The organism is Rufibacter ruber (assembly GCF_001647275.1).
Classification (GTDB): domain Bacteria; phylum Bacteroidota; class Bacteroidia; order Cytophagales; family Hymenobacteraceae; genus Nibribacter; species Nibribacter ruber_C.
On sequence record NZ_LRMM01000005.1, the window covers coordinates 19888 to 35886 of the forward strand.

At 49.7% G+C, this 15999-nt stretch carries 9 protein-coding genes; 2 read left to right on the top strand and 7 right to left on the bottom strand.

The features are described 5' to 3' along the window. Positions 1 to 5 precede the first annotated feature (5 nt). Positions 6 to 3116, bottom strand: coding sequence for a SusC/RagA family TonB-linked outer membrane protein (locus A8O25_RS03190; RefSeq protein ID WP_066830803.1), 3111 nt, complete (start codon positions 3114 to 3116; stop codon positions 6 to 8). A 923-nt stretch (positions 3117 to 4039) separates the two neighbouring features. On the opposite strand from A8O25_RS03190, the gene A8O25_RS03195 reads away from it, so the two are divergent. Further along, positions 4040 to 5215 carry a hypothetical protein gene (locus A8O25_RS03195; RefSeq protein ID WP_082893410.1) on the top strand — a complete coding sequence of 392 codons (1176 nt, stop codon included), beginning with the start codon at positions 4040 to 4042 and terminating at the stop codon, positions 5213 to 5215. Between the two features lie 97 nt (positions 5216 to 5312). On the opposite strand, the gene A8O25_RS03200 is transcribed toward A8O25_RS03195, so the two are convergent. The 6 genes from A8O25_RS03200 to lon form a co-directional block, all read right to left on the bottom strand. Beyond that, positions 5313 to 6104 (bottom strand): S1/P1 nuclease, encoded by a 792-nt coding sequence (locus tag A8O25_RS03200; RefSeq protein WP_066830990.1) that lies wholly within the window; start codon positions 6102 to 6104, stop codon positions 5313 to 5315. 118 nt (positions 6105 to 6222) lie between these two features. Then, complete coding sequence (locus A8O25_RS03205) at positions 6223 to 6951, bottom strand: SDR family NAD(P)-dependent oxidoreductase (protein WP_066830805.1); 729 nt, start codon at positions 6949 to 6951, stop codon at positions 6223 to 6225. A 215-nt stretch (positions 6952 to 7166) separates the two neighbouring features. Then, on the bottom strand, positions 7167 to 7748 hold the full coding sequence (locus tag A8O25_RS03210) for an LURP-one-related family protein (RefSeq protein ID WP_066830808.1): 582 nt from the start codon (positions 7746 to 7748) through the stop codon (positions 7167 to 7169). Positions 7749 to 8413: 665 nt separating this feature from the next. Beyond that, complete coding sequence (gene hslU / locus A8O25_RS03215; RefSeq protein ID WP_066830809.1) at positions 8414 to 9814, bottom strand: ATP-dependent protease ATPase subunit HslU; 1401 nt, start codon at positions 9812 to 9814, stop codon at positions 8414 to 8416. Between the two features lie 261 nt (positions 9815 to 10075). Next, positions 10076 to 11131: a type IX secretion system protein PorQ gene (gene porQ / locus A8O25_RS03220; RefSeq protein WP_066830811.1), complete on the bottom strand. Its 1056-nt coding sequence runs from the start codon at positions 11129 to 11131 to the stop codon at positions 10076 to 10078. Between the two features lie 32 nt (positions 11132 to 11163). Beyond that, the gene (gene lon / locus A8O25_RS03225; RefSeq protein ID WP_066830991.1) at positions 11164 to 13665 is read right to left on the bottom strand and encodes an endopeptidase La; all 2502 of its coding nucleotides are present in this window, start codon (positions 13663 to 13665) and stop codon (positions 11164 to 11166) included. 194 nt (positions 13666 to 13859) lie between these two features. Here lon and A8O25_RS03230 point away from each other — a divergent pair, with 194 nt between their 5' ends. Continuing rightward, positions 13860 to 15860 carry an OmpA family protein gene (locus A8O25_RS03230; protein ID WP_241498919.1) on the top strand — a complete coding sequence of 667 codons (2001 nt, stop codon included), beginning with the start codon at positions 13860 to 13862 and terminating at the stop codon, positions 15858 to 15860. Positions 15861 to 15999: the final 139 nt, after the last annotated feature.

Consider the following 15999-nt stretch of genomic DNA (forward strand, 5'->3'; position numbering starts at 1 on the left):
ATTAATTAAAACGTCAAGGTGATATTACCACCAAACACCCGGGTAGGGGGGTTAATTTGAGAGGTAGTCACACCGGCAGAGTTTCCTGTAGTATTGTTGAAATCAGGGTCAGTGAACTCATTTGTATCAGGTAACCATAAGAAAAGGTTTCTACCTGTTAAGGCAACTGTTACACCCTTCACTACATTCTGTCTGGCAAGAAGGCTGGCAGGAAGCGAATAGCTTAGTGCAACCTCACGAAGCCTCCAAGAGGCAGCACTTGTAATAAAGTTTGAAGTTACTGATCTGTAAACGGTTGTATAAAAAGTCTCTGGGCTGTTGATGGTAACATTGGTATTTGGCACATAGTTCCCATCAGACCCTAGAATTACAGAGTTAGGGAATACAAATCTCTCACGGTTATTTCTTGCGGTTGCAGCAGAAACCCCTGTCCAAGCCATTGCATTGCCAATGTCATGGTAGGAGTAGTGTCCAGTTTTGTATTCAGCTAGCACAGACAGATTCAACCCTTTCCAGGTTACTGATGGGTTCAAGCCTACAGTCCATTTAGGTAATGTACGTCCATATATTTTATTAACAGGGTCAAGTGAAGGCAAGCCTGAAGTAGCATCCACAATTACTCTTCCTTGTGGGTCTCTGGCATAATCAGCTGCTTTCAATACATAGGCTGGCATGCCGTTTACAATATTGTTCAGGTTGCCAATAGAAAGTTCATTAAGCTCTCCATACACTTCATTTACCTCATTTGTGTTGTAAGAGGCATTCCCTCTAAACTCTACATCAAAGTCACCTAACTTCACCAATGGGGTTAATCTTAAATCAAATTCAACCCCCTGGTTTTTGAAAGATGCTGCATTCACAGTAGCACCTGTATACCCAGTTGCTGGAGAAATCTGGATATCAATGATTTGATCTGAGTTTTGTTGCGTATAGTAGGTAGCCTCAATATTTACTCTACCATCTAAGAAACCACTTTCAAATCCAACCTCAGTACTTTTAATAGATTCAGGTTTTAAGTATCTGTCAGGGATAGTGTTGGCAGCAGTATAACCGGGAAGAGTTCCGTAGGGGAAACCACTCGCCTGGCCAAAGGTAGCCTGTAAGCTATAGGCATCAATATCAGCATTTGCAGTTTCATTCCAGGAAGCTCTCAATTTTAAGTAAGAAAGGAATTTGTTATCCTGTAAAACTGGAATCACATCACTCAACACCAATGAACCGCTTACTCCTGGGTAGAAGAAAGAATTATTGCTTGGGTCAAGTACTGACACCTGATCATTACGTCCAGTAAATTCAACGTTTGCCCATCCTTTATAGCTTAAGCCGGCGCTGGCATAGTATGAGAACATCCGAACTTTGCTAGAAGGAGAAGAACCACCCAATTGGCCAATACGGTTACCAACATTAAATAACTCAGGAACTACCAAGCTATTAGCACTTACTCTAGTATCCCGGGCATCTGTCTGGCGCACATAGGTACCCACAATAGCATTCACTTTAAAATCATCATTGATCTGCTTATTGAAATTAGCAAAAAACTCAGATGATAATCTGATGTATTTATAAGATCTCTCACCAACAGCGCCAGGCACATTTTTCAGACCTCTCTGAATAGCATAGACAGAAGGAACTTCTCCTTTAGAAGTACTTCTTTCGGTTATTGTTTGATTAGTTAGACCAGCGCGGTAAGTGAAGCTTAACCAGTCAGTTGCTTTAAAACCAAAATCTAAATTTGAAATCAAGTCTTCCCTTCTACCGTCCAAACGCCAGTTATCAATTGCAAAATAAGGGTTTAAGCCGTAGTCATTGAAATAAGTATTGTACTGTGCGTAAGGATTGTTATTAAAGTCTTTGTAAGAGGTTAAAGGTACATGGGCAGGTGTATTGAAAATTAGGTTCATCAAACCTGAATTCAAACCTACGTTGTTTGCCGTATTCCAGGCAGCCATAGACGCATCATCAAATACGTTATAGTTTTGCTGGATATAGTTTACATTAAAACCTGCTCTAAATTTACCGTATTCTCTTGCAGTATTTAAACGAACACCAGTTCTACGGTTCTCATCATCAGGCACAATACCATTTATTTTGGCATCTTGTAAACTCAAGTAAAAATCTTTTAAAGCAAAAGAGACATCATTTTGCATGGTCACTCCTGTGTTAAAGAATTTCTTTCTATCGTTTTTAGGGCTATAAGTGGTTGTTTGCACTGTTGGCTGACCAGTTGCAGGGTCATCAAACTCATGACCTAACTCAACTGTAGAGCCATCAAAGGCAGGCCCCCAAGACCAGTTTTCATAAGGAATATACTCTCCTGAACCGCCGCTACCAAAAGACTCCTGAAATTTAGGGAAGAAAGAAATTCTCTGAAGTTGAGTAGAATGGCTTACAGTAACAACAGGTTTTTCATCAAGAGAACCCTTTTTAGTATTCAAAACAATTACCCCGTTACGAGCATCTGGACCATAAAGGGCAGCACCGGAAGCACCTTTCAATACAGTTACACTCTCTATATCATTAGGGTTGATAGAAGAAAGGTAGCTAATGCTTGTAGGAACCCCATCTAACAAAAGAAGCGGGTTGTTGTTTCCAGTCAAAGAACGAATACCTCTCAAGTTGATTTTCACATTCTCGAACACCCCGTTATTTACTGAGTTGATGTTCAAACCAGATACTTTTCCTTGTAAACCGTGGGCAACGTTCACGGGTGTAGCCCGGGTAATTACCTCTTCCGTCACAGTAGTGGCAGCATACCCTACTTCCTTTTTCTGTCTCTCAATACCCAAGGCAGTAACAACCACCTCACCTAATTGACGGGCATCTACAGCCAGACGAACATTGACAGTAGTTTGGTTGCCAATGGCAATTTCTTGCGCATTATACCCAATAAAGGAGAACACCAAAGTACCGCCAGCAGAAGGAACAGTGATGGAATACCCACCGTTCACATCTGTAGGAGACGCTGTACTAGTTCCTTTTAATTGTACTGTCACGCCAGGCATTCCTTCGCCAGTAGACGCATCAGTCACTCGCCCCGTGATCGTCTTGCCTTGTGCCATGGCTTCATTCAGAAGCACAGACAACAAGAAAAGACTTAAGAGTAAGATTTTCTTCATGTTGATTTTGTTTAATGGTTTGTTTGGATGAAAATGATTCCAATGATAGGGAACTTTAACAAGAAATAAAAATAAAACATCATACAATATAATTCAAGCACGCCTATAGCCTCGTTTTGGCAATTATTTGAATATACCACCATATTCAAATTCTGAAAAGGTTTTAAAGATTACCTCTACCTGTCTATGATAAAAACATATAAAAAACTGTATATTTAAAATAGCACCCTACTCAACAGGTAGCTTTCAAAGAGACGGATCATGTTTTAAGAATTACTTTCTTTATGGTAGTGGGTAGGATTATTCAACAATTGTGACGGTTACAATTGCTCAAATAGTTGACTTGAGAGCCTAAGGAGGAGCCTGTGCGGCCACCCAGGCAATTGTTTTGCAAATCAAATTCATGAAAGCATACATTCTTTATGCTCTATCTTCTACTTGAAAAACCTCACATCTAATAACGGAGACGCTTATTTTCCACCTCTAGGCATACAAGCTTTACTAAAATAAAAACACTTTCATATCACCAGTATTCAATGCATTTAGGGGATGAAAATTCTTGCTTAAGAATTATACTTAATATAACCTTATCCTACTTTATAGAATCAGTAGTTTACATAATATCATACACTCAATTGATATAGAATTAATTTACTCATTTAATTAATAATTACGCAAGGGTATATTTTATTATAATTCACTAATTATCTTTCAATTAATTCCAAACACAAGAACCAAATTATCAAACACTTACAAGGATCAATAAAGTACTCCATGATTCTATTAAATAAATTTCTCAGTTCTATTTTCCAATAATCTTGCCCCAGATTTAAATATCGGAACAAGCTGCAGGCAAATAGTGTTAATGTCACCAGGAAGGAAGCTATTCTCCCCAGACTCCAGACATCAAGTTCAGTACCACAATGCCCCCATACGTACAACGGCAGAACACACTTGCCTTCAACAAGAAGACGAAGCGGAAGAAAGCTACTTCTCTTCTTCAGCAGGTTTTGTTGGCAGCTGTCCTGCCCTTTCTCTTCCTGCTGACAACAGGGTTCCAACCAGTCAGTCCTATTGACCCCATCCAGTTAAAAGCAGAGCCCTTGCCTTTCACGCCTAAAGAATTTTACCTGGCAGAAGTGCTGGACGAACGATCAACAACAAAAGCGGTGGCATTTTTGATTACAGGCAACTCTAAGTCAACTACGCCCCAGGGGATAGACCTGCAGGGAGGGGGCCTGGCGGCGGTGAAAGCGTATATAGCAGAAAGTTTGCCCCGCAACCCCAGTCTGCGCCCAATCCAGATGCGGCTGAAAGAGTACCAGGTAACAGAAACACCCGGCGCAAACGGGAAAATTGACGGCAGGGTGAGTATTTCCGCATCATTTGAGGTACAGCGCGAGGGGCAGATGCTCCACCTGTTTGAGTATAAAAGCGGCGCCCGCTACAGCAGACCCGCAGCTCAGCTGGGGGTAGTGGAGCCCACCCTCCGGAAAGTTCTATCAGAATCTCTGCGGTATCTGGATTTGTGGGTCAACCAGGAGGCGCCGTACAACGAGAAGTTAGCCAGAAATTTAAAAGTCACTTTTTCAGACTATACCCGCAACACAGAAGAAGACACTCTCTTTTATGATGTGAACCGCCCGTTGCAGTGGAGCGACTTCAAGGGCGGGTCGCCAAGGGGAGGTTTTGCCGCTTCCATTTTCCCCTTCATTTCTAATGATATCCACGCAGTGGTCAAGAATGGCACCATTTACGTAAACATCCAGATCAAGACGTACATGATCAAAAGCCTGTCCCGGTCAAGGGCAGACGCCAGAAACGCCTATGGCCTGAACCACGAGCAGCGGCATTTTGATCTGGTAAAACTGGTGACAGAGCATTACAAGCAGCGCATCAGAAAAGCCAAGCTGACCCTGGCCGACTATGACAGCATGATCAAATACCAATACCTGGAGGAACTCTGGGAATTAGACGCCTTGCAAAAAAAATACGACACAGAAACCAACCATGGCCTCAACGCAACGGCGCAAACCAGATGGAACCAGAAAATTGAGGAGGAACTTGCAAGTTTAGGACTCAGGAAACCTTCCCTTTAAAAACACCAGCGGGGCACTCCTATATTATATAGGAGTGCCCCGCTGTTTATGCCTGTTTTACAAAAAGTAGCCTAAAAACAGGAAGAGCTATGGAGAACTAGCTGCCAAATATTTCCTCCAGCACCCCCGCCAGCCGCACCCCGCCTTTCAGCAGTTGCGCATTCAGGGTGGCTATGTAATGAAAGTTGTACGTATAGCTGAGCTTTTCCTGCGGCTTCACGCCTTTGTAGAGCTGGTCAGCAATCTGGTAAGACTCAAAGAACCACTGGGTCATGGGCTGGTTCTTCCAGATCTTGCTCTGTTCTTTAGAGACACAGTTGAGCGCGGTGGCGTATTCTGTATAGCTCAGCTGCTGGTATTCTATCAATTGGCTGTCCCAGAGACGGTGCAGGTTGGTGGGTTGGTTGAACCACTCCACCCTAATACGGTTTCCGCCCAGGTCTTCTGGCCGGCCCACGTGCATGGGTTGGTGCACATCCCCCACCAAGTGGATCAATATCTTGAGGTATTGTGCTTTCTTAACCGGCTCCAGCTCCTTCTTCTTCAGTTCAGCTATCAGGAAATTGATTCTGGTGTAGGCATCAACGGCGGTGTCCTGCTTTAAAATTGTCTCCACCTCGGCCTGGGTGAGGCCTTCCTTCAGGTTGATGTAATGCCACGTGTCCAGGTAGTCAAAGGCGGGGTCAGACTTCACAAAATCAGGCCAGTTGCTGACCATGGCCACAGATTCAGGGCCTAAGACCTTGCGTATGTTCTTCTTCGCCCTGTTAGACAGGTGCCTCTCAGCTATTTCGCCCACAATACGGTGGCCCAGCATTCCCCACGCCATAGACTGCAGCGGGAGGTAGACAAACAAACAAAGCAGGAGAACTCGCTGAAGAACTTTCATGAATGCGTTGGTAGAAGTATTTCGGCGGCCGCCGATGCACAAAAGTAGCAAAACCCCTAAACTTTACACGCCGAATTCTGTTTTCGGCCTGTTTTTAGGAAAACAGGCCAAAACAGAATTAGAAATCCCGAACCGAACAGACCACCCCCTTCGCCAACGCCGGGTTCTCCATTAACTGCACCAGCTTGGCCGCCGCCGCCTCTGGGGAGGCCAGCTGCCCGTTTGCCTTCAGGTCTTTAAAGTACTGCAGGCTGCTGAACTGGCCTGGGTGCGCCCCTCTGATCTGCTCCTGCATGTCTGTGTCTATTACGCCCGGCGCCACCGAGTAAATGCGTACGCCGGTGCCTAGCTTCTCCTGCTCTACCTGCGCGGTTTGGGAGAGCATGTCCAGCGCCGCCTTTGAGGCGCAGTAGGCCGCCCAACCGTCTTTGGGGCTTTTACCGGCTCCGGAGCTGATGTTCAGGATCATCTTTTCGCAGTTGGTCTTGTGTTGGTAACTCTGCAGGAACAGGTTCATGAACATGGCCGGTACAATCACGTTCACGTCAAAGACGAATTCAAAGTGCTCGTTCTGGCTTTGCCCCATGTACCCAATCTCCCCTACCACCCCGGCGTTGTTCACCAGCACCAGCCGCTGGGCGTCTTCAAACGGAAGAAACACCTTGTGCAGATTATGCTCCACCCCGGCAATGTCTGAAAAATCAAGGGGCTGGTGCCGGTAACGCGGGTGCGTGAGGGTGCAGTTGCGGGAAACCCCTATCACAAAGTTGGTCTCCTGCTCCAGCAGAGACTCTGCCAGGGCTTTACCCACGCCCCGGCTGGTACCGGTAATAATGTAGTAGTTCATTTCAATCTATTAGGAATTGAGAATTAAGAATTTACCTCAGCCCGGTGGTTCTTATGACCTTTCTTGAAAACCTCCTGTCAAATACACTGTTTCTGTTTTCGGGCTGTTTTGGCCAAAATAGGCCGGAAACGCAAATATCACCTCACGTAGCCAGCAGTATCACGGTCTGCTGACCAATAACATCTACGGAAAACTGTCTCTATGGCTTCACGCCCTTAGCCTTGCCCCTCTCCTTTCCAATCTTCCTTCGGCCGCCAGGCCGGGTCAAACGCTTTGGCCTGCGGGCCTAAATTCCCCAAGTCAAGGGTGATGCCGCTGTCTCCTTTCCGGTTGCTGGTGTGGTGGTCCAGAATGAGACAGAACGCCAGGAGCAACTCATGGTCTGCGCGGTCATCTGCCACCAGATGGTAATTGTCACCGTTGAACCAGGAAACCGCCGCCTTGTCCCACCACGCTAGCTGCCGCCCGTCTTTGTACACCGAATATTTGCGGCCACGGTGCCCGAAAACCTCATACCGGCTGCCCCCCACGTAGCACTGGTAATGGTTCTTCCAGAACGAGACGGTGGTAAATGCGGCCTCGGTGCCGCCCTCAAATTTAAGGCCGTAGCTGGCCTTGCCCCACGCCCACTGCTGCCGTATGGTCACCGCCGGAAAATCACAGCCCACCTTGAACACCTGCAGCTCGGCCATCCACTTAAACAGGCTGCTGGTGGCGTAGTACGCTTCCTGCCCGTTCAGGTAGATCCTGTACTTGTCCCGTACCGACAGTTTTTGCTGGTTGATGTCTATGACCATGGAGGCGGCTTATTGGCTGTTTCTACGCTAATTTCCTGAAAACAGCCCGAAAACAGAAAAGCTTCTTCGCCTGCGGCGGAAATATCTTCCCCCCCAACTTCTCTCAAGCCGGCTCTTCCAGATTTGCAATCCGGAAGCAAGTACTCCGGGTATTTGCAATCCCCGTCCCGAATTATTTGACTTCCACGCGCCGCGGATTGCAAATCCGCAGTTACTGAAATTCGGGATTACAAATCCTGAATAGTTAAAATTTTGAACAGCAAAGCTGAAAGATACACATAAAGGTGTTCCCCTCCTTGGAGGGGCAGGGGTGGGTTACTAGTACCTATGAGATGCGCAGCATCTGTGATATGTAACTTGCTTCGCATTCAGTTTCAATCCTCTTCACCAAGACCGTTTCTGACCTGTTTTCACAAAAACAGGCCCAAAACGGAAGAAGCCGCTCCCTAAAAGTAAAGGAAACGGCTTCTCTTCTATCTCTTTTATAGAAAAAGAAGTTAGACCAAAGGGTCATTGCACTCGCTTGTATAGTTTGCCCACAGGTTCCTTTCAGGATGACAGAAAGGAAGAGGTTGGCCCACAAGATTCTTCCAGAATGACAATTGGGAATTGAGAATCAAGAATTCATAATGTCTAATTCTTGATTCCTGATTCTCAATTCCCAATTAAAGAATGTATTGGCTCAGGTCGCGGTTCTTCACCATGTCTCTAAGACGTTCTTCTACCATTTCTGGGGTTATCATGAGCTTGGCGTTTACCGGAATGGTGTCTGGCACCTCAAACAGAATATCATTGAGCAGGCGGCTCATGACGGTGTGCAGGCGGCGGGCCCCAATGTTCTCCACTTCAGCGTTGACCTCAAACGAAATCTCGGCCAGCTTGTGCAGGGCTTCGTCTGAAAAACTCAGCTCCACGTCTTCGGCGCGAAGCAACTCTTCATACTGCTTGGTGAGCGCGTTTTTGGGGTACTTGAGAATCTGGTAGAAATCGTCTTTGCTCAGGCTCTGCAATTCCACCCTGATGGGGAAACGCCCCTGCAACTCCGGAATCAGATCAGACGGCTTGGCCACGTGAAACGCGCCGGCGGCGATGAACAGGATATGGTCAGTCTTGATGACGCCGTACTTGGTGTTCACGGTGCTGCCTTCCACAATGGGGAGCAGGTCGCGCTGCACGCCCTCGCGGCTCACGTCTGGGCCGCCGCTGCCTTTGCCGCTGGCGCTGGCCACTTTGTCAATCTCGTCAATGAAGATGACCCCGGCGTTTTCGGCTTTGGCAATGGCTTCGTCTTTCACCTCGTCCATGTCAATGAGCTTGGCGGCTTCCTCTTCCAACAGGATTTTACGCGCCTCGGCAATGGTCACTTTGCGCTTCTTGGTCTTCTTGGGCAGCATGTTGCCAATCATCTCCTGAATGTTCATCATAGACATCTCATCCATGCCCGGGCCCACTACGCCCACGCCCGAAGAAGGGCTTTGGGACACCTTGATGTCTATCTTGCGGTCTTCCAGTTCACCGTTCCTGATTTTCTCCCGGAACCGCTCGCGCGTGCGCTCGTTCAGCTCCAGATCACTCTCTGGCATCTCAGAGGAAGACGAAAGCCCAAAACTGTCGCCTGAGCGGTTGCCGGGCTGGTTAATGGGCGGAATGAGGGCATCCAGGATCACTTCTTCCACCAGTAGGGCGGCCTGCTGCTTTACCTCCTCCTTTTTCCTGGTCTTGACCATGTTCACGGCCTGCTCCACTAGGTCCCGCACCATGCTCTCCACATCCCGGCCCACGTAGCCCACCTCGGTAAACTTGGAGGCTTCCACTTTGGTGAAGGGTGCATCAGCAATGCTGGCCAGACGGCGGGCAATCTCAGTTTTTCCCACGCCGGTGGCCCCAATCATTAAAATATTGTTGGGTACAATTTCTTTCTGCATCTCAGGGGCGGCGTGCATGCGGCGCCAGCGGTTACGCAAGGCAATGGCCACGTTGCGTTTGGCATCATGCTGGCCAATAATGTATTTGTCAAGTTCGGCTACAATCTGAGCGGGGGTTAAATACTTGCTTGAATCTAACATGCGGTTTTACTATGTGTGGTGTCATGACGGTGCAAATGAGTGAGTACATCTCCCACTGCCCGTTTACGTGAAACTGTCTATTCTCTTTTCTTTTACAGTACAGGTACAGCCGGTTAGGCTATAAAACAACCCTTGTTAGGGGTAAATACCAACAACGGCTAACGCTATTTATGGCTTTCGCGTTTTTGGCCTATTTTTCAGAAAACAGGCCAAAAACAGGAATAGGAAGGTATCTACCCCACAACGTTCTCACCCCCAGCTTTATAGATCCTGCAACGTGGCCTTCTTGAGAAAGCGGTTGAGGTCTGTGGTGAGGGTAAGGTAATTGGCCGCACCGGCTACATGCATCTTGGCATACGTGTAATCAAACCGGAAGGCGTAAATTTTAATGGAGGCCCCAAAGGAAAACCCGGCCATGCCGCCCACGTTCTCTACCCCCAGCTCCTGCCGCCGCAGATGGTTGTAGCCCGCCCGCAGCTGAAAGCCCGGCCCCAGGATAAACTCGGCCCCGGTCACAAAATGCCGCGCCAGCTGGTCTCCAAAAGACTTCTCCTCTTTCACTTCCTCTCCGTTCTCGTTGATGGTGCCTTTCTTGTTGGGGTCCAGGTACACCACGTCCCAGCGGTTCAGCTGGTGGGCCGTCACAGAAAGCCGGAAGGGGGCGTGCTCTGGCTTGTAGCTGGCACCCAGTTGTATGTCTAGGGGCATGGCGTCGCGCTCACCGGTGCCATAGGTGTTTAGCATGAGGCCCAGGTTCTTTACGGCCAGCCCCACCACAAAGTCCTGCTCCGGGTGGTTGAAGGTACCGCCAATGTCTACCAGTGTGGCCACCGCCTGGTCTCCAGCTATGCTGGAAACCGCTACTTTGGCCGTGGCGCCCAAGGTAAAATGCTCAATGGTAGCCGCGTGGGAAAAAGACACCGCGTAATCACGTACGGTAAAGCTTCCTTCCTCCTGCCCGGCGGCGTCACGCTGCACAAAGTCACCGTAGTCCAGGTACTGCACGCCAATGGCGTTTCTCCCCCACCGCTTGCTCTCAAAGGCATACTGGAGGTTGTTCTGGCTTATATCTGAGAGGTAATTGAGGTAGGAGAAGCCCAGCTGGTGGTTAGTCTTTCCTTGCAGCAAGGCCGGGTTGGCCGTTACAGCGTTCACCTCTTCCAGACCAGATGAGACATTCACGCCGCCCAACGCTGCCACCCGCGCATGGGTGGGCACCTCCAGAAACCGGAACGCAAAACGCCCTCCCATCTGGGCAGTAGCCACCTGGGCGGCAACCAGTACTAAGACTCCCAGCAGGAAAAGGCGTTTTTGCATTGTTTTTCTAAAAGTAGCCCGGAAACAGAAACTTAAGAGGCATCGGCCTGGGCCGAAGTATTCTCTTCGCGCACCCGCAGGTCCAGGGGCCGAGCCACTTTCTCTGGCAGCAGCGCAAAGTCCAGCACTTCATCCACGCGGTCTACGTAATGGATGTTCAGCCCCTCAATATAGTGCGCTGAGATTTCATTGACGTCTTTCCGGTTCTTCTGGCACAGGATCACGTCTTTGATGCCCGCCCGCTTGGCCGCCAGAATCTTCTCCTTGATGCCACCCACCGGCAGTACTTTTCCGCGCAGCGTAATCTCACCGGTCATGGCCAGATGGGACCGCACCTTGCGCTGGGTGAACACTGAGGCAATGGAGGTGAAGATGGCAATACCGGCACTGGGCCCGTCTTTGGGCACCGCCCCCTCAGGGAAGTGGATGTGCAGGTCATACTGGTCAAACAGGCGGTAGTCAATGCCCAGGTCCTCTGCGTGGGCGCGCAGGTAAGATACGGCCGTAATGGCAGACTCTTTCATCACATCACCCAGCTGACCAGACAGGGTCAGCTTGCCTTTGCCGCGGCTCAGCAGAGATTCTATGAACAGGATGTCGCCGCCCACGCTGGTCCAGGCCAGGCCGGTCACTACGCCTGCGGTTTCATTGTCCTGGTAAAGTTCTTTGTCAAAGATCTCAGGCCCCAGAATACGCACCACATCTTTGGGTTCCAGCTTGGCCGGCCACTCCTCTTCCATGGCCTTTGATTTGGCAATGTTCCGGATGACCGCCCCCAGCTTGCGCTCCAGATTTCTAACGCCAGATTCGCGGGTATAGTCTTCAATTACTTTCTGAATGGCCGCACCAGACAGCGTCACGTCTTTGGCTTCCAGGCCGTGGTCTGTCTTTAGCTTAGGGATCAGGTGGCGCTTGGCTATCTCCACCTTTTCCTCAATGGTATAACCGGTCACTTCAATGATCTCCATGCGGTCCCGCAGGGCCGGGTGAATGGTGTCTAAAGAGTTGGCCGTGGCAATGAACAACACTTTTGACAGGTCATACTCCACCTCCAGGTAGTTGTCTACAAAGGTGTGGTTCTGCTCAGGGTCCAGCACCTCCAGCAGCGCAGAAGACGGGTCGCCACGGAAATCAGAGTTCAGCTTGTCTACCTCGTCCAGAATCATAACGGGGTTAGAAGACTCTACTTTCTTGATCTGGCTGATGATGCGGCCCGGCATGGCGCCCACGTAGGTTTTCCTATGCCCTCTGATCTCGGCCTCATCCCGCACGCCGCCCAGGGCTATGCGCACATATTTTCTACCCAGAGACTTCGCCACAGACCGGCCCAGAGAGGTTTTACCCACCCCCGGAGGCCCATAGAGGCAAAGGATAGGCGCTTTCATGTCATTCTTCAGCTTGAGCACGGCCAGGTACTCCAGAATGCGCTCTTTCACCTTCTCCAGGCCGTAATGGTCTGTGTCCAGTACTTTCTTGGTGCGCTTCAGGTTGAAGTTGTCTTTGGTATGCTCGCTCCACGGCAGGTCCAGCAGGAACTCGCAGTAGTTCAGGGAAATAGGATACTCTGCCGCCTGCGGATTTAAGCGGCTCAGCTTGTCCAGTTCTTTGTTGAAATGCTTGGCCACAGCCTCAGGCCATTTTTTCTTGGCGGCTTTTGCGCGCATGCGCTCCACCTCCTGCTCAGGCCCGTCCATGCCCAGCTCGTCTTGCAAGACCTTGATCTGCTGGCGCAGGAAATAATCCCGCTGCTGCTCGTCAATATCTAAATGCACCTTGCTGTGAATCTCCTGCTTGATCTCCAGCATCTGGATCTCCCGCATCATGAGCTGCAACAGCGTGGTTCCCCGCTCCACCCCGTCATTGATCTCCAACAGTTTCTGCTTCTGCGGCACTTCTACGTTGATGTTACTGGACAAGAAGTGGGTCAAAAAGCTGGGGCTGTCAATATTGTCCAGCGCCACCTGCGCCTCCTGGGGTATCTCCGGGTTCAGCTTCAGGATCTTGGCCGCCGCCTCTTGCAGCGACTGCACCAGCGCCTTCACCTCCTTGCTGTTCTTCTTAGGGAACGTTTCTGGCTGGTGTGACACCCTGGCTACCATGTACGGCTCCTCCTGGGTCACTTCCTCTATCTTAAAGCGGCTCTGCCCCTGAATGATGATGGTGGTATTGCCGTCTGGCAGCACCAGCATTTTCAGGATTTTGGCCATGGTGCCCACCTCAAACAGGTCCTCAGAGGTAGGTTCTTCCGCGTTCATGTTCTTCTGGGCCACCACCCCCACGGTTTTGTCGCCGCGGTACGCTTTGCGCACCAGACGCACAGATTTTTTCCGGCTCACGGTTATGGGCAGCACCACCCCGGGGAACAGAACGGTGTTCCTGATGGGCAGAAGCGGCAATGTGTCTGGAGTATTTTTTTCAGCGCCTTCGTCATTGTCTAAATCTGAGGCAATGATGGTGATGAGTTCGCCATTATTATCGTCAGACAAATCAGACAGCATGAGTTGGTGCAGTAGGTTCTCTCGGGTATAATTCATAAAACAGGCCTCTGGGAGTGCCATAATGGCAGTATTCCTCCCCTCCGTACAGTAGATTTCCTTTAATGTATATATTTTACAAGAGCTATGCCAATGTTTGCGTGCAAAACTTGGCCGTTTCGTTTATATTTCAGGGGAGAAAGGAGTACATTTGACTCCCCTTTCTGGGTATTGCCTGCTCGTGCTGCTTTGTTATGATGCCTACTCGTTCCATACTCCCCCTTCTGCTGCTGCTGGCCCTGGCTTGCTCTGTTCACGGGCAAACCAAGAACCCGCTGCGCCTCAAGCAAAGGCCTGTCACAGACTCCCTGCGCAAAAAGTTGCCAGACGCTGAGCTGGTTCTGGAGTTTAAGCACATCAACGAGTTGCCGTACTACTACCACAAGTCCAAGTTAGCCCAAATACAGAAACTGGAAAAGAAACAGCAGTGGAACAAAGTGCTTCCGCTGTTGCAGGTGTACGTGGGCAATTTCGGGATTGAGAATTTCTACAAAGATACAAAACTCTTGTGGCGTTTGGGCCAGCTTTATGAAAGGACGGGGCAGCGCGAACGGGCCATTGCCTATTACCGGCTGGTGCTTAAACACCACCGCACAGACATCAAGCAGGTGCAGCTGTATTATGACTCGCTGGAGCAGAAGAAAAAAGACTTCTATGTTCCCCTCAACTACTATTATGAGCTGGTGGAGTACCGCAAGTCAGTGGCCACCTTTAAACCGCCGCGCGGGGTGTACACCAACATGGGTGATGCCATCAACTGCAAAGTAGAGGACTATGGCCCCGCCGTGCATTCAGATGATGATATTTTTATCTTCACCTCGCGCCGCAAAGGGGTAAAAGCCACTGGCACAGATGAGGACATCTACTTCTCTAAGAACGAAAACGGCTTTTGGCACGAGGCCCAGTCTTTTGGAAAGCCCATCAACAGCATTTACAACGAAGGCTCTGCCTGCCTGAGCCGCGACGGGAAAACCATTTTCTTCGCCCGCTGTGACAGCCCAGACGGCTTTGGCAACTGTGACCTCTATACCGCCTCCAAGCTCTCTGACGGCAGCTGGGGCCAGATCAAGAACCTGGGCCCCACGGTGAACACCAAAGCCTGGGATTCCCAGCCCACCCTTTCGCCCGGAGAGGACACGCTTTATTTCGCCTCTGACCGGCTGGGCGGCTTTGGCATGTCTGACATCTACTACACCGTGAAACTGAAGAACGGGCAGTGGTCAAACGCCCAGAACCTGGGCCCGGTGGTGAATACCCGGGAAAGCGAGGTAAGCCCTTACTTTCACCCGCTGTACCAGGTGCTGTACTTCAGCTCGCGGGGGCAACTGCTCAACTTTGGGGACTTTGACATCTACAAGACCTACCGGGTCAAGGGAAACTGGCAGGAACCGCGCAACGTGGGCCCGCTGGTGAACGGCAAAGGCAGTGAGTACTACTTCACCATCAACGCCGCCTCTACCAACCTGTATTACGCCCGCTCTGAGCCCACAGACCCGAAGAACCTGGACCTGTACTCGTTCCCGCTGCCCATGGAGGCGCACCCGCTGGCCGTGACCAAACTGTCTGGGGTGCTTACAGATTCAGTGACCAACCAGCCCCTGAAGGGCATCATCTCCATCATTGACCTGGATAACGGCATTGAGGTGGCATCAAAATATGTGCGGGAAGACGGGTCTTTTGACTTTGACCTCATAGACAACAGCCGCTACATGATGCTGATCCAGAGCCCCGACTTTTTCTCCATTGAAAAAGAAATTGACCTGAAAAATGACACGGTGTTGAAAATCATGAGCACACTCATTGACTACAGCATTCCGTTGATCTTTAAAAACCTGGAATTTGATGAAGGCAAAGCCGATATCAAAGACGCCATGCAGGCCACGCTTGACCGCATTGTGCTGTTCATGGTAGACCACCCGCAGGTGAAACTCAGCATAGAAGGCCACACAGACAGCAGCGGCGACCCTACGGCTAACCAGGAGCTAAGCCAGTGGCGGGCCATTGCCATCAAGAAGTACATTGAAGAAAAAGGGAAACTGAACATAGGCCGAATACATGCCGTAGGCAAGGGAAGTACAGAACCCATTAAAGAGGAGCGCACCCTTGAAGACCGGGCCGTGAACCGGCGGGTAGAGTTCAAGCTCATCAAACCCAGCACCGCCCCGGGCTCTGAAAACGGCACCGGCAACTGGTAAAGACTTGCACAACGTAAATCCCGTTTTCGCTGTTTTCCGAAAAACAGGCCGAAAACGGGTTTCACCTTTGACGGAACTTCTAAACTTTGATGACGCATTCCGTCCCTCTTTGAAGGGGTAGGGGGATGATTACTTGTGC

What these genes read in the sequence shown, in the direction of transcription:
- A8O25_RS03190 (WP_066830803.1), bottom strand. Translation starts at nt 3,116, where the DNA reads ATGAAGAAAATCTTACTCTTAAGTCTTTTCTTGTTGTCTGTGCTTCTG.
- A8O25_RS03195 (WP_082893410.1), top strand. Translation starts at nt 4,040, where the DNA reads ATGCCCCCATACGTACAACGGCAGAACACACTTGCCTTCAACAAGAAG.
- A8O25_RS03200 (WP_066830990.1), bottom strand. Translation starts at nt 6,104, where the DNA reads ATGAAAGTTCTTCAGCGAGTTCTCCTGCTTTGTTTGTTTGTCTACCTC.
- A8O25_RS03205 (WP_066830805.1), bottom strand. Translation starts at nt 6,951, where the DNA reads ATGAACTACTACATTATTACCGGTACCAGCCGGGGCGTGGGTAAAGCC.
- A8O25_RS03210 (WP_066830808.1), bottom strand. Translation starts at nt 7,748, where the DNA reads ATGGTCATAGACATCAACCAGCAAAAACTGTCGGTACGGGACAAGTAC.
- hslU (WP_066830809.1), bottom strand. Translation starts at nt 9,814, where the DNA reads ATGTTAGATTCAAGCAAGTATTTAACCCCCGCTCAGATTGTAGCCGAA.
- porQ (WP_066830811.1), bottom strand. Translation starts at nt 11,131, where the DNA reads ATGCAAAAACGCCTTTTCCTGCTGGGAGTCTTAGTACTGGTTGCCGCC.
- lon (WP_066830991.1), bottom strand. Translation starts at nt 13,665, where the DNA reads ATGAATTATACCCGAGAGAACCTACTGCACCAACTCATGCTGTCTGAT.
- A8O25_RS03230 (WP_241498919.1), top strand. Translation starts at nt 13,860, where the DNA reads ATGATGCCTACTCGTTCCATACTCCCCCTTCTGCTGCTGCTGGCCCTG.